Source organism: Lentibacillus halophilus (genome assembly GCF_055395055.1).
The window spans coordinates 1,744,938-1,764,608 of the sequence record NZ_AP043750.1 but is presented as its reverse complement, the minus strand read 5'-3'; the positions used below and the strand labels follow the sequence as shown (position 1 = coordinate 1,764,608).

The following is a 19,671-nucleotide window of genomic DNA, read 5'->3' as shown; positions in this document are numbered from 1 at the left end:
TAATCGGACATTGTACATTTATCTTTCTCGAATTTACTTATTAGAGATTGGTTACAAGATAATTCTTGTGATAGGTACTTCTGACCGATTCCTTTGCGTCTACGCTTTAATAGATACAACTCCTTTTCTTCCATTTTCTTTTCTCCTTTTTTGGATTTACACTTTTTAACGTGGTAGATACCACGATAATTAAATTAAAAAGAGGATACCCAATCGGATACCCTCTAATATTTATGTGATTACTATGCTTTGGTGTTAGTTGTTACAACGGATACGGCTTTCGGACTTGCAACTTTAAGTGTAGATTCAGCAACAACCAATGCACGGTTACTATCACCATTTTTAGCCAATGGTTGAAAAGATGGCTCACGAAGATATGCCAAATCAGTATAGGCAGAATTAAAGAATACTGCCTTGTTAGCAGGTACATGCTTACTTAAAAGGAAGTGTACCGTACCGTAGTTGGTATTCACTGAATTAGCCAATGCCCCAAAATTTGTGGTTTGGTGGACGTAATTGTAATTATTTTCGTAAATCTTGTCAATATTTTCTTTTACGTCTGCGTTTACTAGTGCATAATATTCGCCTTCCATCAAATCTTTATTCCACAACTTCTGCATGGCATCTTTGATTGTTTGTTCCTTAATATTTCCAGTTGTAGATACAGCGTTACTGGAATCGGCAAACTCAATCAGACCAGACATTTTACGCTTGCCAGTAGAGCCATCCTGCTTTTTGCCCGTAATTAACTTCTTTTCCATAGCAATCTTGAGTTCGGTAAGACGGTCATTTACCTCTTGGGATAGTTGACCTTGTTTCATTGCTTGTGCTGAACCACTGATAGATACGCCTTTACTAAAGATTTCCATAATATTGTTAAGTTCTTTCCGATTACTTGAATAAAAATTAGTAGCATCTGCGCCTTCTTCTTGTGTAATATCGTCCGTATTATCGAGAACCTTTTCAATGAAACTATAAATCGTAGAATTTGCCCTTTCAATGTTACCTTTCTGCATCAACATACTTGTAAATGGTGTAGATTGTACGCCTACCTTTGCAATCTCATTACTAAGTGACACCTGTTCTGCCGGTGTAAAGTTACTATTCGTAAACATATATTAATCATCCTTTTCTATTAGTTTTAGTTATAGTTTTATATATTTTGGGAAATATTTCCCATTACTTGAACAATTTTGCTAACTTAGTTCCAATCATACCTTCTGTGTTACCATTTTTTTCAAATTTTGAATACTCATCATCTTTGGCATGTTGTTCAGGCACATAGCCCGAATCCAACTTGACTTGTTTGACAATTTTATTTAATGACTTAATTGTATTATTCAATTCATCTTCATCATTTACCTTGATTACATCTTTAAAATTAGATAGCCCATTCTTTTCCAACTGCAAATTAACCTTTTCGTCGAACAACTCTTGTTTCTGCTGTTGGAATTGTTGTTCTTCTTCCGATGGCTCATGTGGCTTGTACTGCAACAAGTCATCACGTTCTGCTACAACCTTGTCATAATCTGCCTTATTGACTGTTTCCACTTGCTCTTGCTCCTGTTCCTGATTGCCTTGTCCTTGTTGTTCTTGTTGTTCTGGATTTTCTTCTGCCATTTGTAAATCTCTCCTTTTTTAATTTAACTTTTAAAATACCTTTAATGTAAACGAGCCAACAAACATCTACATTTAAAGGACATTTAAACTAAACAAACCCAATATCAATACTATCCCTGACTACAACTGGATTTTTATTATGTTCCCCTCGAAACTCGAATATCACTTCTTGTTTGTCATCGGGTACAGTGTAGTCATAAAAATAGACACCTTTATCTTGCTTATTGGTGTCATCTAATGTAATCTGTTTAATTTGTTTTTGCGTATCGTCATACAATGTCAAAGTAGGATTACTAGGGTCTATTGCTTGACCATTCAACGACTTAAAGTTACATTTTAACCGTACTGTGTCACCTTGATATATCACTTCACCACCTCGCTATACGATGGATTTACAACAAAAGTTGTATTGGTTGGATTGGTATGTATTTCAGTATTTGAAAAATTCTTAATTATACTGATATGACCAATCATAGGTAAACTGTCTATTGGTGTGATTACATCAGTTACTATTGGATTGATATGGCTTGATACGTTTCTATTAACCGATATTTCCCCTCGATTGAATACAGCATTGACATTTGCTTGAATCGGATTTATATAACTTGTTACATTAAGATTACCCTTATTTAGTGAAAAGGTATCTGTAATGACATTTGATTGAATTGGGCTAATATATCCTGTTACATTACGAGTATCTGTATTTGGTGATACAGCGTCCTGTGTGGCTTTAGAATGGATTGAGGATACATAGGTCGAGACATTTTTATTTGTTATTTGTGCAACGTTTGTGTTGGCTGTGACCTTACTTACGAATGTATTTACCGTTACATTTTCAGATTGTGGTGGTAAGTCAATACTAATACTGGAATAAATTGGATTGGTGTATGATATAGTGGTTCTGCTTTCTTCTTTAGATGGTGTTGTTGGTTTACCTAAAACTCGTAGATAAGGTTCTCCATCCATCAACCATGTATTTGTGAAATCCCAATCTGTATAAGATGACTTTTGACCTATCTGTGTTGTTGTCAATCCTGTTGCTTTAGGGTCTGTGGAATAAACATCTGAATTATAATAGGCGTTCTTCATGGTTGTACCATCATAATAACCTATAAATGCACCAACATCACTTGTTCCTGATACTGTTCCCATTGAATAACATCTATATAATTCTGCGTTTGAATAACCAGCACCGCCATGACCAATGAATCCACCAACATATTTATTACCTGTCACATTTGCATGAGAATAACTGTCATTTGTAATTCCACCATATGCAGAACCAATTAGACCACCTGTATTATCAGCACCATCAACTGTTCCTTTTGAATAGCATTTGTCAACTGTTCCGTATAATCGACCAATTAACGCACCTGTATGACTGCCTGTATTTGATACAATTACATTCAACAATCCAACATTTTTAATAGTTGAACCATTGTCTATACCGAATAGACCAACATAATCTGTGGTACTATTAATAGTTAGATTACGAATAACATGCCCTTTACCATCAAAAGAACCAGTGAAACGATTATCTATATTACTTAATGGTGTTAAGTCACCAAAGCCACTCATATCAATGTCATTTGCTAACTCATATGTACCCGATAAATCATTTCTTATATTATCTAAATCTTGGGGTGTTTTTATTAAGGTTGCCATTTACTACACCCCCCTTTACTTAACTTGGGGTACTTCAATTTCGTGGGTCACAGTCAATTTGTCGCCATCTTTGGAAATCGTGAAGTTAGTGAATGTTTCAGTTGATACAACTTTGTCACTTGGATTTTCATAGGATGAACCAGTTATTTCATTCAATTCAATTTTGGCAAATGTTGTATCTAAACTAACGTCGCTGTCTGAACCTGTTAAAACAATTTCTAATTTCAGTGTTTGCGAATCTGGTACATCTTCTTTCATTGGATTACCCACGCTATCGTATCCCAATGTCATTTGTTTCGTTGCATGAATCCAACTAAAACGACTATCGGTACTGTCTATGGTAACAATATTATTGTCTTTGTCATCAAATAATATAACTCTTGTCCAGTTTTCTACTATATGCTTTTTTAGTAACGTATAAGCATCTGCTGTAATCTCTGCCATAACTACTTATCCCCCTTATTGTTCGTCAAACTTGATATTTTTGTTTCTAACCTTTCCAACGTCTGTACTATCTTGCCTTGTACCTGATTCTGATTATTAATTTGCTCGTTTAATTTATCTTCACGTTTTTTTGCTTCTTTCCTTGTATCTAACAATAAAAATACAAATAAAACAGCGAATACGCCTTGTGACATCCATGTTTCAATCGGTATTTGTGTCAAAAATTCCATGCAATCACCCCCAATTAAAGATAAAAGTGATTATATATACTCGTTCATATTTATGAATAAAAAATTTTTAAAATACTCATATTTATGAATAAAAAAACAGAAAAAAAGGTAGCCGATAACCGACTACCCATCAAAAAACGGAAGTCAAAACATGAAGTTCTGACGTAATAAATAAACTGGTAAAACTAGGTATTATTAATGCTTAAATATGCTAGAGATTGTACTAATCTCTTTTAAATATTTAAAGTTCCCCATCCCTTATATGCACTTTTGGAATATTTTTTACCACTTTTTTCGTGTAATTACCTTAAATATTTAAAGCAGATACCCTATCTATATAGAGTGACTTATCCTATAACATATATCAATATTATTTCCCTTCCATTATTAACTCTTATACTAGCAACTTCTATAACCCTTGTGTGTCAATAAGTTTAGGATTTTTCCATTTCGCTACATGCTTACACCCTACTAAGATAAATAAGGGTCTATTGCGTTAGGTTTTCATCTTCTCTCCATATATACATGTGTACTGGTAACATCTAAAAGTACCTTGTATAAAGTATTTTTAGGTATCTTCTAAATGCTAATACTAACATTTTGCTTCCCTTCCATTATTAACTCTTATACCAATAAACGCTGTATCCCTTGTATGTCAAGGGGTTTGGGATTTTTCTATTTTTCTAAATCGTTACAACATCATATACACCTATTAAGAAAAATATCAGGTTAAAAGTCGTTACATGCTTCCCCTCTACTTGGGCACTGTAAGAATACTAATATGACAGTGGTTGAAGTACGCTTATCGTGGCAATTATTTTTGTGATAGCACCTAATAAGATAAATATCACTTATTGTCCACATCTTCCTTCATGGCATAACTACTAAACACTGCCACGACAACAATGAAAGTATGTTGACTTTTATCAATGTTGATGTAATGGTACTTCTCACGATTTCTATCACTTCACATTTGTCTCCCTTAGAGGCAATCCAATTTTTAGAAACAATGTTGTCATATCAGTGTTTTTGCTGTTATGGTAAAAATATCCAAACTTCAAATCAGTTGGCAGACAAAGGATACAAAGATTTTTAAGAATCGAACATTATTCTCCTATATGGTGTTATTTTTTAACCTCAACAAAATACAGTAATGGCAACGTTTATGTAACTTATATAATTACCATTTTTAAATAAATGTTGATATGGTGGGCTTTAAAGGATTTCCATTTTCTCGCTTTTTCTCCCTTAGAGACGGTTCAATTTTTATAAATATTATTTTTAAATCAATGTTTTTGCTGTTATGGCAAAAATATACAAACTTCAAATCAATTGACACACAAGGATTACAAAGATTTACCAGAATCGAACGTTATTCTATTCTATTAAGATAAATACCATTCTATTTCGCTAGTTTTTCGGTCTTAAACATCAAAAATTCCTCAACATAAAAAAGGAAAGGGTATAATCCCTAACCTTTAAATAAGTGTCATCATATTTTGTTCAATTTCTTTGGATAGTTCATTTGCTTCTTCTTCATACCCTACATCTACTAATATTCCTTCTAACCACTCTGGATAGTTAAGTTTAAGTTCATCGTACACTTCTTGTGAATCCATATCTTCCCATTCATCCACACTAAACATATTCCCTACAACATCATGATATAAGTAATCATCCTGAAAATTCTTTGCTACTTGGTCAACTTTGATTCCTTCTAGGAAACTTTCAAACTGTTGTTGTGTCCAATTAATGTCACCGTTACTAAATTTTTCAACAACCTCATTGATCTTTGGTACTTCCAACATTGCCAACTCATTATTAAATTCCATTCTTAAATCTCTCCTTTAATCTGTTTTGATTTTGACTTTGACTATCTTTGACCTAATTCTATAATACTACCGATTAAATCAATTGTCAAGAATATTCTGTATACTATGATTAGTATAATGATTTTTAACACCACCGCTCCTTCTTAAAATAAACATAAAAATAAGCCACCTTTTAGGTGACTTAAACAATTATTCAAACATTTTATTTTCGTTATTATCTTTTTCCAATTTCCATTCCATGAAATCTTCAAACTGTTCTTCTGTCATATCTTCAGGATCTTCTGTATCGTAGTAATTATCACTATCATAATCATTTGATGGAATAATCGAAACAAAAAGCAACATACAAATTGGCACACCAATTATACTTGATATTTTTACAATTCTGGCTTGATGTTTAGGTAAATAATCTGTTAAAAATACTAAAAACAAAATTATAACCACTGATAAAACCACAAACAATGTCCACATGATTCAATAACCTCCAACCATTTAATTTATTATAATATTATTGTACCACAAATTTTTCCATTTTACCAAAATTTGCAAAGAGTATTTCTCCCTTGATTCAGAATTGGGTTTTGGCTATTATCGGTTGAACGAATGGACAACGGCCAAAAAGTTGCCTTGCCTATGTTCAAAAGATAAAAAATAATTATCAGATGAACAAAAGACAAGACAACTTTAATAATTATTATCGTATATCACGATATGGTATCCGTATATAAACTCTATTGTTGTGAGATTAATAATCTCAATATTCCTACTCACGTCAATTTGCCCTAGTGGTTTCCCTAAAAGGTACTTATGGAATATCTTGCAGGTACATTTACCTCAAACTGTCCTAACAATCAGCGTTTTAAGGTGGCTTTCACCCTTCAGTGACGAACGTAATAGAGAAACCGTTCATTGTCACCTATACTGATTTAATTGCATCGGCTCAGTCCTATACCTTTCCAGTTTATTTTTGATTGGTGTAAGTTGGCAAGTCCACCAAAGAAACAACCTAAAAAAGACATTACTAAATACGCCTTGTAATACCCTGTTTTTTTTGGTATTATAAGGTTACAGGTTTTAGGTAGTTTCTATTTAGTTTTAAGGGGTTAGTGTTGCTGTGAACAACATTAGCCCTATTTATTTTGGCTTATTTTTTAACAACCATTGGATTGTGTAATTGGAATGCTAAATCTTTTGTTGTTTGATTGTCATTGGTTGCATTAAACATATCTAGCGCATAGATGATGTTTGCCATTTCATCATAACTTGCTTCCACTTTGATTCTGCCATTTTCATTTTGTACTTCCATTTGATTCTCTCCTTTACACCTCTAAATTATTTAATGGATTGTATTTATCATTCTGTTCCGCTAAATCATTGCCCCACATAGCCGCATAACGTTCAGTCGTTGAAATTGACGAATGGCGCATTAATTTTTGGACAGCAAACGTACTCATTCCTGACTGAATACATCTTTGACAGAACGTGTGTCTGAATGTGTGACTACTTAATCTAACATCTTTAAAGTTCATTATTTTGGATAATCGCTTAAATACATTCTGTACAGCATTAGCAGATAGTGGTTTATTTTGACGATTGGTAAATACATAATCGTTTAAATTGTCCTTGCCAAACGTCTGCTCACAATACACTTTGTAACTTGCCAATTCTTTAACTAACTTCTCGGTCAACGGTATTGTTTCAATTTTTCTTGATTTACCAAATACCTTCAAGGTGTAATAGTTAAAGTCAATGTTTGCCCATTTCAAATGGGTAAGTTCCGTTTGCCTAAGACCAGTAGACAGTAATACAACAATTATTGTGTAATCCCTATACGCAAAAAATGACTTCTCACGTTTCTTGATACGTCTATAATAGTTAAGCATTTGTTTAACCTGATTATCACTAAATACTTCAATTTTTATATCCTCTTTTGATGACGATAATTTAGAAGCAGGATTTGTTTTTATTACTTCTTCATTTACTAGATGATTGAATAACGCCTTCAACCGCCTAAGTTTGCTGTTTGTGCTAGTTGTATTATTTCCTAATTTACGGCAATGATTGATATAACTTTTGATGGTGTTTGTCGTTACATCATTGACATTGACAATTTCTTTAGATGTGCAAAATTCTTCAAATTGTTTAAATGTATCCTTGTAACTTGTTAGCGTCGTTTCCGATAAATTTTGAAATTCCCTATCTTCAATAAACTCTTGTAGAGCAAACTTTAACAACAAAAAAAAGCCACCTCCCATCTTTAGATGTGAAGTGACTAATTTGAATAGTAGCAATTATATCTGCAACCAGATAACAAAATACTACTTATATAACCTTTTAAACGTTGATATGATGCCAATTATGATTCCGAGTGGGCTCGAACCACCGACCTCATGCCTGTCAAGCATGCGCTCTCCCAGCTGAGCTACGGAATCGTTTTGATTAATTTTTTATCGACAAGTATTACTATACCCCATTCATTAGCATATGTCAATATATTTTGTCCTCCTTTTTTACACAGCTAAAAAAGCGACGCATCGTTATACACGTTCTCCGTCCCCTGTATCAATCGTAAGCGAATGATCATGATCACGGACAGCAGCGTAAAAAATATTTTGCAAATCCGGATATCCCTCTTGATCGAGCTTGTTCCTAAGAGTCTGTTCATCAAGATTGGCAAGAGACAGATTTTTGTGCTGGATACGTCCTTCAACGACCACGGAAATCGGAACCCCTTGATAATCCATTTTCATCCCCATTTGTGCAGGGGTTACGGGTGCGGAATTCTGTTTGGGTATGACACTGATAGCACCATTTGGTTCAATTAACGCATGTTCAATTAATGTAATGTCCGGATAGCCTTTTTCGCGTACTTCTGACAAAATTTCCGCCAGTGATAATGTGGACCATTTCAAATTGGCTTTAATCAATTTGCCATGCTTAATGACAATCGTGGGTTTACCGATAAAAATTCGATTAATCCAATTGACCAACATCAACTTGGAAAACCCGACATGTATCAAGCCAACCAGGGTAAGACCGACAATTGTTTTTAAAAAGCTTTCTGTAACAACTGGACCGGCGGCTATGGAAATAACAAAAAATATCCCTGCGAGATCATGTGCTGTTAATTGAGCAAATGCAGACTTCCCCATTAGCCTGATAATGCTGATTGTAAAAAAATAAAGGATAATGATTTTCCCGATAAATAACAACATGAGCCAACTCACCTGCATGTGTGGTTTTTCAAATAGTATATACACCTAGGACATGAATTATAGGTAAATGAAGAGATGGCTACAAAAAGCCATCTCTTCCTACTTACTGGGATGTCATTTGGTAACCCATTTGTTGCTGTTTGTTCTGTGATCCCGTAGTGCTGTTTTTCATTTGGCTTGTAAATTGCTGAGTGGGCATATTCCCCCCAGCTGACTGCTGTTTAGCATTGTTTTGCATCTGGTTGTTATTCATCATATTGGAAATCGATTGCGGCATACGCTGAAATGTTCCATTCTGCATCCCTTTGCGAATACCATAAATGGCTGCCCCTGCAGCACCAACAGCCATGACTGATGTCATTACATTGTTCATTCTCCAGCACTCCTTTTTAAAAGATAAGTCCCCAATCCATAGTTTTGATAACAGAGCTGAGAACTATCCTTAAAAATCATTTCCAAAAACAACAAATCTGCCCACATTAACGACTTAGCGACAAACATGATACAATGAAAAAGAAAAAAATAACAGTAATGAGGTGACTATCATCGGACGCAAAGGAAAAATGATGGACGAACGATTGGACAGTCATTATTTAGAAGAAACCATGTTGTTAAAAATATATGTACCGGAAAGTGTTTCCTCTCTTGATACATATCGCCTTGCCATCATGCAAGATGGTGATGATTATTATCAGCTTGGACGGGCTGCAACACTGAGTGACCGGTTGCATGAGAATGGAGACATGGAAAACACTATTCTTATTGGTATCCATTATCAGGACAAGTATGACCGACAACAAAAGTACCATCCAAATGGCAGTCAGCAGAAGGCGTACATGTCATTTCTTGTACAAGAAGTTGTGCCCTTTCTGGACGAGCGGCTTCCCTCCAGCCAAGTGGGGCATTCCCGTGCCTTGATTGGTGATTCGCTGGCGGGGACACTGGCTTTAATGACTGCTCTGAAATATCCGAAAACGTTTGGTAATGTCATTATGCAGTCTCCTTATGTCGATGACACCGTCCTTGACACAGTAACGAAAGCCCAAACACTGCATCCTGTTTCCACTTATCATACCATTGGAACCGATGAAACGACGGTTCATACGACCGATGGCGGACAGGCTGATTTTCTTACACCAAACCGCCAATTGCACGAACACATCAAGAAAAAAGGATTGCCAAGTGTTTATCACGAGCTAGAACATGGAAACCATACATGGAAATATTGGCAAGACGATTTGAAACACGCTTTCGCAGCCCTTTTTAATTGAATTCACAAAACTCTCAACCGTTTCACTTTCTAATGCAAGCCTTTTTTTGTTATAATAAAAGCTATATTGTTTCTACCGAATAACCATTAATATAAGGAGGCTTTGTATGAAATATGGTATTGTTGCTTTTCCAACCAAACCTGTTCAAGATGAAATTAATTCCTACAGAAAACGCTATGACCCGCATTATGCTCTAGTTCCGCCGCATTTGACGCTAAAAGAGGAATTTGAAGCAAACGATCAAAAAATTGAGGAACTAGTGACAGAGCTGAAACACATCGCCAATCAGACAGATCCAATTGCTATCAGCATCAATAAAGTAAGTACGTTTGCACCGGTTACCAATACCATTTATTTAAAAGTGGAGCCGACTCAACAATTATATGATCTATCCGATAACATGCATACGGAAAAATTCCCCGGTGAACGGACCTACTCATTTGTGCCGCACATTACCATTGCACAAGAATTGACTGATGATGAGTACTCCGACGTTTACGGCAGCATCAGTATGAAAGATATTCAAATACGGGATACCATTGACCGATTCAACCTTGTTTATCAACTGGACAATGGCATTTGGACTGTATACGAAACCTTTGTATTCGGGAAGGAATATGTATGAACATTAAACAAGCTGCGACAGCTAAAGAACAAGAAGATGCGTATAGCGTTCGCTCCATCGTATTCATTGAAGAACAACGCGTTCCTTTGGAGTTGGAAATGGATGAATACGACAACAAAGCTATCCATTTAGTCGGCTATGAAGATAATGAACCGATTGCTGCATCCCGTGTACGCTTCACCGATAGCTACGGAAAGCTGGAACGCATTTGTGTTGTTCAGCATCAGCGTGGCAAATCGCACGGTTCGCAAATCATTCGGGCCATGGAAGACACCATTAAACAAAAAGGATTCCAAACAGCGACCTTAAATGCTCAGATTCGAGCCGTCTCCTTATATAAACGGCTTGGCTATGAAGTGGTATCAGATGAGTTCATGGATGCAGGCATTCCTCATGTGACCATGACCAAATCATTAGCGTGACAGAGGTATCCCTTTAAAGCAAAGGGGATATCTTTTTTATTACGCATTCATAGGAGTGCGTGGATCAGCCATATACGACAAAACGCCCTTGACTGATGCCCTAATTGATTACATTATTTTTCACACAATGCATTGTTATCCCTGTTTTGGTTATGCTAAGGACTGTATCAAAAGGGGGAAAATGCATTGAACGAGTATTTTTTTATGTTTATAGATACCGTATTTGGGTTCATTGCCCTATTTTTTCTTGTGAAATTTCTCGGGAAATCACAGCTTAACGCACTGACGCCGTTTGATTTCATTTCTGCCATTATTCTCGGTGAATTTGTCGGGAATGCATTGTTTGAAAAAAAGGCCGGAATTACCGAGATGACGTTTGTCATTGTATTATGGGGATTATTATTGTACATTATCGAAAAAATTTCCCAGCGCTACAAAGGAAGCAGGGGGTTTCTTGAAGGAAAGCCATCAATGGCTATTTATAAGGGGCAACTTATGTATGATGAACTGAAAAAAAATCGATTGGATATCGATCAACTACAACATTTACTGCGGGAAAAAGATGTATTTTCTTTGGAAGAAGTGGAATACGCAGTGCTGGAGACGGATGGGAAGGTGTCCGTTTTGAAAAAATCGGATTATCAGACCCCGACCAAATCAGATCTAAACGTCCCGCCCGCACCAGTAAAAATCGCCAAAACATTAATCAGCGATGGCGAAATTGTTTGGGATAACCTGAAAGAAGCTAAACTGACTGAAGAATGGCTTGTCCAAACATTACACCTGCAAAACATCTCCGCCGTTGACGATGTATCTTATGCGGAATGGCAGCCGGATCAACAGCATCTGTTTGCCATGACATATAATATAAGAGACAACGATAAGTGACGTCCCCATTTTGGAACAATTGCCGGAGAAGACTGCCCATTCAATGAAACAGTTTTCTCCTTTCTTTTATACCAGGATCACAACATAATTATTCCACCCTTTTAATTTTGGCTCTATCTGTAAAAATAATATTTATCCATCATGACGCCTGCCCACACTTTATTCGTATCAGCACATACCCTGTTAGGGACACTACGTCAATCACCTAATGAAAGGGGTATTTATTCATGGGTTGTGGAAAATATCATGAAACAGGCAACTGCGTCTGTGATATTCTAAAGGAAATTGCTAACGCGCAAAACGATGTCGTTGAGAATTGCTGCACCACCAGCTGTGAAAAATCAATAAACGATCTGCTTGGTGACACCGATCAAGGAAACGGGCTGGACACCGTGCCTGTTATCCTGTACTGTGAAGACAACTGTGAACCATTCAAAGGATTCGGTGCCAACCCGGATAACATTGGTGACATGATGGCCAGCTTCTACTTCCGGGTCAAACGGGTGGATGATGACTGCTGTGCTGTCGTAGAATTGCTTCGTGACCCGGGTGACACGAGCAGAAATCCGGATAATCCGGTTGACCAGGATACCAGTAATCTACGTGCAACCGGCATTTGCATCACCGTTGATTCAAATTGCTTCTGCCATGTCACATGCCTGCCAGCAATAAACGCATTTTAACGACCTATCATAAAGGTGCTCCGGTCAACCCGGAGCACCTTTTTTCTTAATGGATGGACGGATGTCGTTAAAACCCAACCATTTGTATATCATGAATCTCACTAAATGAAATAGCAGTCGGGGTGGAACGCCTTCCTACGCGCACGTAGACGGTTTCGTCCTGATAATCGGTTATGATTCCGCGATAACGTCGTTCATTCGTCTTAATTTCACAGCGCATTGGAGGAACGTGTGCCGGTCTGTTCAGAAAATATTCAACGCGCTCCTGAAGCGACATATCTTTAAATTGCTTCCGGTGTTCGCTTGTTGTGTCATTGTGGGATGCATCTTTTTCCTCTATGTTATCATCATCGTTCGCTTGTGGATCAGCCGGCCCTGCAGTATCAGCCGGATGTTTATTTTCAACCTTTTCTTGCTCAAAAAAGGAATTCCGGCCGCCTGATCGTTTGACAGAACTTTTCGTTGTCATGGATTGGTTTTTTGTATCTGACTTTTTTGGTGTTTTATAACTGCTTTGCATCGGTGCTTCCGGTGTTCGGGTCGTCGGCTGTTGAATATACAACAATGGACTGTTGGCACTTTTTTTGTTTCCCATTTCCACACACTCCTTTGTATCCATTCGTTACGTTAGTGTATGAATGGGCTTATGAATGTGTGTTTGCCTATAAATCCCAGGATTTTCTATATGAGAAGTTGCATGAATGCCGTTGCCAGGCCAAAATATATTAGAATGGAAATGATATCGTTGATCGTCGTAATGAATGGTCCTGATGCAACCGCCGGATCAATTTGAAGCTTATCCATAAAAATAGGCACCAAGGCCCCGGATAATGTGGCTACAATCAATGTCGCCATAATGGATACACCCACCAATAATCCAAGGAAAAAATCTCCCTGCCATACATAAACGATAGCCGTAATGACCGTTCCACAGACAGCACCGGTGATCATCCCTGTTGAAGCCTCACGCAGAATAAGTTTCCATTTCCCTTCTTTGCTGAAATTTCCTGTCGCCAGTCCCCGCACAGCAACCGCAAGAGCTTGTGTTCCCGTATTGCCACTCATTCCGGCAATCAGCGGAATAAAAATAGCCAGAACGGCCATCTGATCAAGTGTTTTCTCAAATTGGTTAATCAAACTTGCTGTCAGCATGCCTAAAAATGATAGAATGACGAGCCATGGAAGACGTTTTTTTGCTGCAGCAAAAGCTCCATCCTGAGGACGATCTGTATCGGTCACACCAGCCAACTTGGAATAGTCGTCAGTTGCTTCTTCGTCCATCACGTCCAAAATATCATCAAATGTTATAATTCCGAGTAAATGATGTTGAAAATCAACGACAGGCAAAGCCAGAAAGTCATAATCACGCATCATTTGCGATACCTCTTCCTGATCTTTTCCAACCGATACAGCAAATACATTTTCATTCATCACATCAGAAATGCGAACATCCTCTTCTGCGACAATTAAGTCTCTCAGTGAAACGACCCCGACCAAATGTTTATCCGCATCAATGACGTATAAATAGTAAATAGTTTCAGCATCCGGCGCTTCTGCTTTGAGGAAATTCATCGTATCTTTAACCGTTTTTGTCTGATGAACAGCGACAAACTCTGTCGTCATGATACTGCCGGCAGTTTTCTCCTCGTAATGCAGCAGCTCTTTGATCTCATCAGCGTCCTTTGCATCCATCATCGTCAACAAACTGACAACGACATCTTTGTCCAGTTCATTCAGAATATCGACCGCATCATCCGTTGCCATTTCCCCAATAACCATCGCAGCAAATCGCGGATCCATTTCTGTTATGAACGGTTTGATATCCACCAGTTCAATATGTTCCATGATATCGGCTGTTTCATTTGGAGACAAGTATGTATAAATATGCTGTCGGACATATTCCTGTTGCTTTTCAAAAAACAGGGATTGATCATATGGATGCATCGACAGAAATTCGTCACGGAACGGTTCCATTTCATCATTGTCAATATATGTATGAAGATCCTCCCATTGACTTTTGTTCACATCTGTGTTTTCCAACAACATCACGTCCTTCCTTCCTCACGGCCACATTATACCATTTCATGTAAATTTCCTTAAACGTTAATCATTTTTCAACACAGCACTTAAATTATTGAGTTGTATCATGTAAACTGAAGATACTGGGGAAATCAATTTACCTCTACTTACCGAACAGGAACCCCTGTACCAAACGTTTAAAAGCAAACGAGACTACGCAGAAAGTAAGGTTAAAAACCCATGAAAAATAGATCAACTCTTAATATAGACTATACGTTACTATCCATTTTAATCCTTCTTTGTCTTATCAGTATATCCACACTATATTTGATGGAGCCCAATTTGCCGCCAAAGTTTGATGAAATCCATTTTTGGTTACAACAGACTAAATGGTATGTCGGTGGCAGTGTCGTCATTACAGCCATTATGCTGATCGACTATGATCGCTTCCACCAAATTACCTGGGTTTTATACAGCATTGGTGTGCTGTCACTAGTGATGTTATTTTTGAAATTTCCACCCGGCATTGTCCCTGAAGTAAAGGGATCCGTATCCTGGTTCCAAATTCCGGTTATAGGGACAGTCCAGCCCAGTGAATTTATGAAGATCATTCTTATAATGATGCTTGCTCATATCATTTTCAAGCATAACCAAAAATATAGCGACAAGACGATGAAAACGGATGTGTTGCTTCTTTTGAAAATCAGTGCGCTGGCCGCACCTCCTATGTTTTTTATAATGACGCAGCCGGATTTTGGCACATTTCTCGTTCTTGGGGCAATCACCGCCAGCATGATACTCGTCTCCGGCATCCGGTGGCACATTCTGTTCGCCCTTTTTCTTGCGGCTATTGCTGCAGGATTGCTAGGATTTGCGGCGTGGATATTTTTCCCGGACGCTGTAAGTGCATTTCTGGATAAATCGGGATTTGACCATGTGACCGGCCGATTTACTGGTTGGCTTAACCCAGATAAAAACCAGGATGACGGCTATCAACTAATTAAAGCTATGCTTGCTATCGGATCCGGCCAACTGATCGGCAAAGGCATCAGTGACATGGAAGTAGACGTACCTGAACAACATACCGATATGATATTCACCTCCATTGCGGAGCAGTTTGGATTTATCGGCTCAAGCATCGTCATCACTCTTTTTTTCCTACTGATTTACCGGCTAATTCATATTGCACTGCAAAGTAATGACCGTTATGGGAGTTACCTTGTCACAGGAATCATTGCCATGTTTGCGTATCAAATTTTTCAAAACATCGGCATGTCCGTTCAGCTGCTTCCGATCACTGGTATCCCGCTTCCATTTTTGAGCTATGGCGGAAGCTCGACCCTATCATATTTGCTGGCAATCGGGATTGTACTCAATGTTCACTCACGTACGAAAGAATATATGTTTGAAGAAACCAAGTGGTATGATTAATGAGGCAAGAGGTGACAAGAATATCAACCGGGATTTAGAATTTATCGACCAGATTATGAGAATATCAACCGAATCAGGGATTTTATAGACCGGATTGTAGGGATATCAACCGGACTTCTTATTTATCGACCAAATTTGAGATTTATCAACCGAATTATGAAAATATCAACCGGCGAACAACCGTAGACCTCCTGAAAAAGCCACACGCCATTATCGTGTGGCTTTTTCAGTATGTTATGTTGTCTGCATCAGCTGGCTAATATCAGAAGGAATGGCTGCGGTAAAACACATCGGTGCCCCTGTGATCGGGTGGTCAAACTGCAGTTGATGGCAATGCAGTGCCTGCCGGATAACCCGGTCTGTCGATCCGCCATACAAGTCATCCCCTGCCAATGGATGACCCATATGAGAAAAATGAACACGTATTTGATGGGTCCGCCCTGTTTCCAGACGAACATCCACAAGCGTATGGCTGGATGAAGTGTCCACCACTTCATAATGCGTTTCGGCATGTTTGCCATCCGTTGTAACCGTTCGTTCTATAATAGAGTCTTTCTTGCGCCCAATTGGTTTGCATATGGAACCTTTTTCTTGTTCCGGATTTCCTTCAATAACAGCATAATATGCCCGCCATATAGATCCCTTTTTTTGCATATGCGACAACATTGAATGGCTCCAGCGATGCTTCGCAATCAGCATCAAACCAGACGTCTGCCGGTCCAGTCTGGTCACAACATGAAACGTATACGGAAGACCTTGCTTCTCATAATGGGCCAGCACACCGTTGGCAATTGTTCCAGATGAGTGCAATCGCGATGGTATAGAGGCGATCCCCGCCGGTTTATGAAGAATGAGAACGGCATCATCTTCATAGACGATATCAAGCGGCATTGTTTCCGGTACCATGTGGGAACCTTTTCGTTCAGCCGGGAACGTGACGGTCAAAGCATCTCCTTCATGCAGCGTGCAGCGCAGCGTCTGCCTTTGTTGATTGACCCGGATATCACCGCCGCCATGAATAATGTGCTTGATCAGCCTTTTCGAAAATGATAACTCGTGCTGCAAATAATGACCAACGGCCTGTCCGTCATGTTGTTTTGTGATAACCCAATGCAATGCGCGTGCACCTGCCTCTTCATTTTATTCCCCTTCGTCCGCTACAAACGAATCACGGACCCGGTCCCAGAATGGGAATCGTCGGAAGCGTGCAAAACGAACACGTTCAGTGGCAACCCGGCATTGAATCGATTTTACGTTCGCATAGTTTTTGCTGAAATGATCAAGTGCAATGAGAAATGTCCGTTCATTCCCGAGCGGTTTCAGCATGCATGTATGGTGCTTCGGCAATATAAGTGGCGATCCAATCGTTCGAAAAACCCGGTTGTTGATCGACGCCATTTCTGTCAACTGGATGGCTTCAATCGACGGATGGATAATGCCTCCGCCCAACGCTTTGTTGTAGGCCGTGCTTCCGGATGGGGTAGATATGCATAACCCATCTCCCCGGAATGTCTCAAAGTGGGATCCCTTGATCTCCACATCAAAAACGACAGACCCCTCGGCTGTTTTAATAGTGGCTTCATTCATGGCTAAAAACCGATCTTCTTCTTTACCATCTTTTCCACGGATGGTAACTTCCAGAAGTGGATACTCAACAATCTGGAAAGGCGTTTTAGCGATTTCAATAATCAACTTTTCCACCTCGCTCGGGACCCAGTCGGCATAAAAACCTAAATGGCCGGTATGAACACCGATAAACGCTGTTGATTCGAGGCAATGAATATATTTATGAAAAGCCTCCAGAAAGGTTCCGTCACCTCCAACGGAAATGACCAGATCCGGATTTGTTTCATTGTATTCCAATTTAAAATCCGTCAAATATTGCTTCATTGTCGCTTGTATTTTATTCGATCGTTCATCACCTTTTGATACGATTGCAAATTTCACAATCCGCCCCCCTACTTTCGATGGAATATCCGTTTTGCTTCCAAAACCTCATTTTTAATAGCTGACATTTCTTCATCCAGCCTGAAAGCTGCTTCTGCCGCACGCTGCAGACGTGATTGTATAGCAGAAGGAATTTGGCCTTTATATTTATAATTCAGCGAATGCTCATTTGTCGCCCAGAAATTCATAGCGAGGGTACGGATTTGCACCTCCGCCAAAACCATTTTCACTCCATGAATCGTTTCAACAGGGTACTCAATGATGATGTGATAAGACCGGTAGCCACTAGCTTTCTTATGGGTGATATAATCTTTTTCTTCAGCGATGGTCAAATCTTTACGGGAACGAATCATGTTAACAATGGCATAAATATCATCTACGAAAGGACAGACAACACGCACCCCTGCTATGTCCGGAAGTTCCTCGACCCCGTCCAAAGGAATATTTCTCAGTTCTGTTTTTTCCAGGATACTTTTTACCGGTTTGACACGGCCGGTTATGAATTCAATGGGAGAATGTTTGGATTCATACTCATATTGTTTACGGATTCCTTTCAATTTTATTTTTAGTTCTTCTACTGCTTGGGCATAAGGAGCAAGCACAGCCTCCCAATTCATGTTTTCACCACCTGTCTCGTCTCTTCCTATTCTCATAATAACACATGAACAGGTTTTTCTTTGCATAATTGTGTATCATTCGCCATAATAAATCAATAGCATTGGGCTTCACAAGGCCGTTGCTGATTGTCCTGAACAAATGGAGGCATACTGATGACACAAGAAATTGAAATTGAATATAAAAACATGCTCACCGCGGATGAATTCGATCAACTATTAAATACCCTTCCTTTCCCGAAAGAGGGACAGACACAAACAAATCATTATTTTGAAACAGCGAATTTTTCGTTAAAAGAACAGGGATGTGCCCTGCGCATTCGTGAAAAAAACGGCGATTATACGATGACCCTGAAAGAACCGCATACCACGGGATTACTGGAAACCCATGACCATTTGACCAAGCAACAGGCAGACAGCTGGTTGTCCGGAAACCCCACCAATGCTGACGGAATACTGAAACAAATAGCTGATAAAGGAATAGCTGCTGCTGACCTTTTGTATTACGGCAGTCTGACAACCTATCGCCGTGAACTGGTATACGGGGATGTATTGCTCGTACTGGATGTGAACACGTATCTTCAAACGACGGACTATGAACTTGAATTGGAAGCCGAATCTGAACAAGCCGGCCTGAACACAATGCAGCAGTTGCTTGATGACTATCAGATTGAACAGCGAAATACACCGAATAAAATCCGCCGTTTCTTTACGGCAGCATCGGACGAACAATCGGATTAGTTGCGCTTCCCATACTACGTTGCT

Annotated in this window: 24 protein-coding genes and 1 tRNA gene; 7 read left to right on the top strand and 18 right to left on the bottom strand. The window is 38.7% G+C overall.

Annotated elements, in window-relative coordinates; all coding sequences use genetic code 11:
- Positions 1-242: 242 nt before the first annotated feature.
- The 13 genes from ACZ5Q7_RS08710 to ACZ5Q7_RS08650 form a co-directional block, all read right to left on the bottom strand.
- A complete protein-coding gene (locus ACZ5Q7_RS08710) occupies positions 243-1,115 on the bottom strand; it encodes an SU10 major capsid protein (protein WP_343751140.1) in 873 nt (290 codons plus the stop codon).
- 64 nt (positions 1,116-1,179) lie between these two features.
- Positions 1,180-1,620 (bottom strand): hypothetical protein, encoded by a 441-nt coding sequence (locus ACZ5Q7_RS08705; protein WP_343751142.1) that lies wholly within the window; start codon positions 1,618-1,620, stop codon positions 1,180-1,182.
- 88 nt (positions 1,621-1,708) lie between these two features.
- Positions 1,709-1,987: a hypothetical protein gene (locus ACZ5Q7_RS08700; protein ID WP_343751145.1), complete on the bottom strand. Its 279-nt coding sequence runs from the start codon at positions 1,985-1,987 to the stop codon at positions 1,709-1,711.
- A complete protein-coding gene (locus ACZ5Q7_RS08695) occupies positions 1,984-3,285 on the bottom strand; it encodes a M26 family metallopeptidase (protein WP_343751148.1) in 1,302 nt (433 codons plus the stop codon). Before ACZ5Q7_RS08695 ends, ACZ5Q7_RS08700 begins: the two co-directional genes overlap by 4 nt.
- A gap of 15 nt (positions 3,286-3,300) precedes the next feature.
- Positions 3,301-3,729, bottom strand: a complete 429-nt coding sequence (locus ACZ5Q7_RS08690) for a hypothetical protein (protein WP_343751150.1) — start codon at positions 3,727-3,729, stop codon at positions 3,301-3,303.
- A 2-nt stretch (positions 3,730-3,731) separates the two neighbouring features.
- Entirely contained in the window at positions 3,732-3,959 is a 228-nt protein-coding gene (locus ACZ5Q7_RS08685) for a BhlA/UviB family holin-like peptide (protein WP_343751152.1), read from the bottom strand.
- Between the two features lie 1,478 nt (positions 3,960-5,437).
- The gene (locus ACZ5Q7_RS08680; protein WP_343751155.1) at positions 5,438-5,791 is read right to left on the bottom strand and encodes a hypothetical protein; all 354 of its coding nucleotides are present in this window, start codon (positions 5,789-5,791) and stop codon (positions 5,438-5,440) included.
- A 189-nt stretch (positions 5,792-5,980) separates the two neighbouring features.
- Complete coding sequence (locus ACZ5Q7_RS08675) at positions 5,981-6,262, bottom strand: hypothetical protein (RefSeq protein ID WP_343751157.1); 282 nt, start codon at positions 6,260-6,262, stop codon at positions 5,981-5,983.
- 673 nt (positions 6,263-6,935) lie between these two features.
- Positions 6,936-7,097, bottom strand: a complete 162-nt coding sequence (locus tag ACZ5Q7_RS08670) for a hypothetical protein (RefSeq protein WP_343751159.1) — start codon at positions 7,095-7,097, stop codon at positions 6,936-6,938.
- A gap of 13 nt (positions 7,098-7,110) precedes the next feature.
- Complete coding sequence (locus tag ACZ5Q7_RS08665; RefSeq protein ID WP_343751161.1) at positions 7,111-8,028, bottom strand: tyrosine-type recombinase/integrase; 918 nt, start codon at positions 8,026-8,028, stop codon at positions 7,111-7,113.
- A gap of 122 nt (positions 8,029-8,150) precedes the next feature.
- Positions 8,151-8,223 (bottom strand) — tRNA-Val (locus tag ACZ5Q7_RS08660).
- Positions 8,224-8,328: 105 nt separating this feature from the next.
- The gene (locus ACZ5Q7_RS08655) at positions 8,329-9,006 is read right to left on the bottom strand and encodes a DUF421 domain-containing protein (RefSeq protein WP_343751163.1); all 678 of its coding nucleotides are present in this window, start codon (positions 9,004-9,006) and stop codon (positions 8,329-8,331) included.
- A 103-nt stretch (positions 9,007-9,109) separates the two neighbouring features.
- Positions 9,110-9,379 carry a hypothetical protein gene (locus tag ACZ5Q7_RS08650; protein ID WP_343751165.1) on the bottom strand — a complete coding sequence of 90 codons (270 nt, stop codon included), beginning with the start codon at positions 9,377-9,379 and terminating at the stop codon, positions 9,110-9,112.
- 163 nt (positions 9,380-9,542) lie between these two features.
- On the opposite strand from ACZ5Q7_RS08650, the gene ACZ5Q7_RS08645 reads away from it, so the two are divergent.
- From ACZ5Q7_RS08645 to ACZ5Q7_RS08625, 5 genes are all read left to right on the top strand, one after another.
- Positions 9,543-10,277: an alpha/beta hydrolase gene (locus ACZ5Q7_RS08645; RefSeq protein WP_425542340.1), complete on the top strand. Its 735-nt coding sequence runs from the start codon at positions 9,543-9,545 to the stop codon at positions 10,275-10,277.
- A gap of 106 nt (positions 10,278-10,383) precedes the next feature.
- Positions 10,384-10,902 (top strand): YjcG family protein, encoded by a 519-nt coding sequence (locus tag ACZ5Q7_RS08640; protein WP_343751168.1) that lies wholly within the window; start codon positions 10,384-10,386, stop codon positions 10,900-10,902.
- Positions 10,899-11,324: a GNAT family N-acetyltransferase gene (locus ACZ5Q7_RS08635; RefSeq protein WP_343751169.1), complete on the top strand. Its 426-nt coding sequence runs from the start codon at positions 10,899-10,901 to the stop codon at positions 11,322-11,324. The genes ACZ5Q7_RS08640 and ACZ5Q7_RS08635 overlap by 4 nt, the downstream gene beginning before the upstream one ends.
- 186 nt (positions 11,325-11,510) lie before the next feature.
- Positions 11,511-12,212, top strand: coding sequence for a DUF421 domain-containing protein (locus ACZ5Q7_RS08630; protein WP_343751171.1), 702 nt, complete (start codon positions 11,511-11,513; stop codon positions 12,210-12,212).
- A 227-nt stretch (positions 12,213-12,439) separates the two neighbouring features.
- Positions 12,440-12,895 (top strand): CotY/CotZ family spore coat protein, encoded by a 456-nt coding sequence (locus tag ACZ5Q7_RS08625; protein WP_343751173.1) that lies wholly within the window; start codon positions 12,440-12,442, stop codon positions 12,893-12,895.
- Between the two features lie 67 nt (positions 12,896-12,962).
- Here the strand turns inward: ACZ5Q7_RS08625 and ACZ5Q7_RS08620 are convergent, their stop codons facing one another.
- Both ACZ5Q7_RS08620 and mgtE read right to left on the bottom strand, forming a co-directional pair.
- Entirely contained in the window at positions 12,963-13,490 is a 528-nt protein-coding gene (locus ACZ5Q7_RS08620) for a CotO family spore coat protein (RefSeq protein WP_343751175.1), read from the bottom strand.
- Positions 13,491-13,576: 86 nt separating this feature from the next.
- The gene (gene mgtE / locus ACZ5Q7_RS08615) at positions 13,577-14,941 is read right to left on the bottom strand and encodes a magnesium transporter (protein WP_343751250.1); all 1,365 of its coding nucleotides are present in this window, start codon (positions 14,939-14,941) and stop codon (positions 13,577-13,579) included.
- Between the two features lie 213 nt (positions 14,942-15,154).
- Here mgtE and ACZ5Q7_RS08610 point away from each other — a divergent pair, with 213 nt between their 5' ends.
- Positions 15,155-16,345: an FtsW/RodA/SpoVE family cell cycle protein gene (locus ACZ5Q7_RS08610; RefSeq protein ID WP_343751176.1), complete on the top strand. Its 1,191-nt coding sequence runs from the start codon at positions 15,155-15,157 to the stop codon at positions 16,343-16,345.
- A gap of 234 nt (positions 16,346-16,579) precedes the next feature.
- Here ACZ5Q7_RS08610 and ACZ5Q7_RS08605 read toward each other — a convergent pair whose 3' ends face one another.
- The 3 genes from ACZ5Q7_RS08605 to yjbM are packed head-to-tail and all read right to left on the bottom strand — an operon-like array spanning position 16,580 to position 18,909.
- Entirely contained in the window at positions 16,580-17,461 is an 882-nt protein-coding gene (locus tag ACZ5Q7_RS08605; protein ID WP_343751178.1) for an RluA family pseudouridine synthase, read from the bottom strand.
- A 24-nt stretch (positions 17,462-17,485) separates the two neighbouring features.
- Entirely contained in the window at positions 17,486-18,292 is an 807-nt protein-coding gene (locus ACZ5Q7_RS08600) for an NAD kinase (RefSeq protein ID WP_343751180.1), read from the bottom strand.
- An 11-nt stretch (positions 18,293-18,303) separates the two neighbouring features.
- Positions 18,304-18,909, bottom strand: a complete 606-nt coding sequence (yjbM, locus tag ACZ5Q7_RS08595; RefSeq protein ID WP_343751182.1) for a GTP diphosphokinase — start codon at positions 18,907-18,909, stop codon at positions 18,304-18,306.
- Between the two features lie 153 nt (positions 18,910-19,062).
- On the opposite strand from yjbM, the gene ACZ5Q7_RS08590 reads away from it, so the two are divergent.
- Complete coding sequence (locus ACZ5Q7_RS08590) at positions 19,063-19,647, top strand: CYTH domain-containing protein (protein ID WP_343751184.1); 585 nt, start codon at positions 19,063-19,065, stop codon at positions 19,645-19,647.
- Positions 19,648-19,671 lie beyond the last annotated feature (24 nt).

Bases quoted from the DNA above. Each gene is read 5' to 3' on its own strand.
- ACZ5Q7_RS08685 (WP_343751152.1), bottom strand. From the start codon at position 3,959: ATGGAATTTTTGACACAAATACCGATTGAAACATGGATGTCACAAGGC.
- ACZ5Q7_RS08675 (WP_343751157.1), bottom strand. From the start codon at position 6,262: ATGTGGACATTGTTTGTGGTTTTATCAGTGGTTATAATTTTGTTTTTA.
- ACZ5Q7_RS08610 (WP_343751176.1), top strand. From the start codon at position 15,155: ATGAAAAATAGATCAACTCTTAATATAGACTATACGTTACTATCCATT.
- ACZ5Q7_RS08710 (WP_343751140.1), bottom strand. From the start codon at position 1,115: ATGTTTACGAATAGTAACTTTACACCGGCAGAACAGGTGTCACTTAGT.
- ACZ5Q7_RS08635 (WP_343751169.1), top strand. From the start codon at position 10,899: ATGAACATTAAACAAGCTGCGACAGCTAAAGAACAAGAAGATGCGTAT.
- ACZ5Q7_RS08620 (WP_343751175.1), bottom strand. From the start codon at position 13,490: ATGGGAAACAAAAAAAGTGCCAACAGTCCATTGTTGTATATTCAACAG.
- ACZ5Q7_RS08680 (WP_343751155.1), bottom strand. From the start codon at position 5,791: ATGGAATTTAATAATGAGTTGGCAATGTTGGAAGTACCAAAGATCAAT.
- yjbM (WP_343751182.1), bottom strand. From the start codon at position 18,909: ATGAATTGGGAGGCTGTGCTTGCTCCTTATGCCCAAGCAGTAGAAGAA.
- ACZ5Q7_RS08640 (WP_343751168.1), top strand. From the start codon at position 10,384: ATGAAATATGGTATTGTTGCTTTTCCAACCAAACCTGTTCAAGATGAA.
- ACZ5Q7_RS08695 (WP_343751148.1), bottom strand. From the start codon at position 3,285: ATGGCAACCTTAATAAAAACACCCCAAGATTTAGATAATATAAGAAAT.
- ACZ5Q7_RS08705 (WP_343751142.1), bottom strand. From the start codon at position 1,620: ATGGCAGAAGAAAATCCAGAACAACAAGAACAACAAGGACAAGGCAAT.
- ACZ5Q7_RS08655 (WP_343751163.1), bottom strand. From the start codon at position 9,006: ATGTTGTTATTTATCGGGAAAATCATTATCCTTTATTTTTTTACAATC.
- ACZ5Q7_RS08690 (WP_343751150.1), bottom strand. From the start codon at position 3,729: ATGGCAGAGATTACAGCAGATGCTTATACGTTACTAAAAAAGCATATA.
- ACZ5Q7_RS08650 (WP_343751165.1), bottom strand. From the start codon at position 9,379: ATGAACAATGTAATGACATCAGTCATGGCTGTTGGTGCTGCAGGGGCA.
- ACZ5Q7_RS08625 (WP_343751173.1), top strand. From the start codon at position 12,440: ATGGGTTGTGGAAAATATCATGAAACAGGCAACTGCGTCTGTGATATT.
- mgtE (WP_343751250.1), bottom strand. From the start codon at position 14,941: ATGTTGTTGGAAAACACAGATGTGAACAAAAGTCAATGGGAGGATCTT.
- ACZ5Q7_RS08670 (WP_343751159.1), bottom strand. From the start codon at position 7,097: ATGGAAGTACAAAATGAAAATGGCAGAATCAAAGTGGAAGCAAGTTAT.
- ACZ5Q7_RS08590 (WP_343751184.1), top strand. From the start codon at position 19,063: ATGACACAAGAAATTGAAATTGAATATAAAAACATGCTCACCGCGGAT.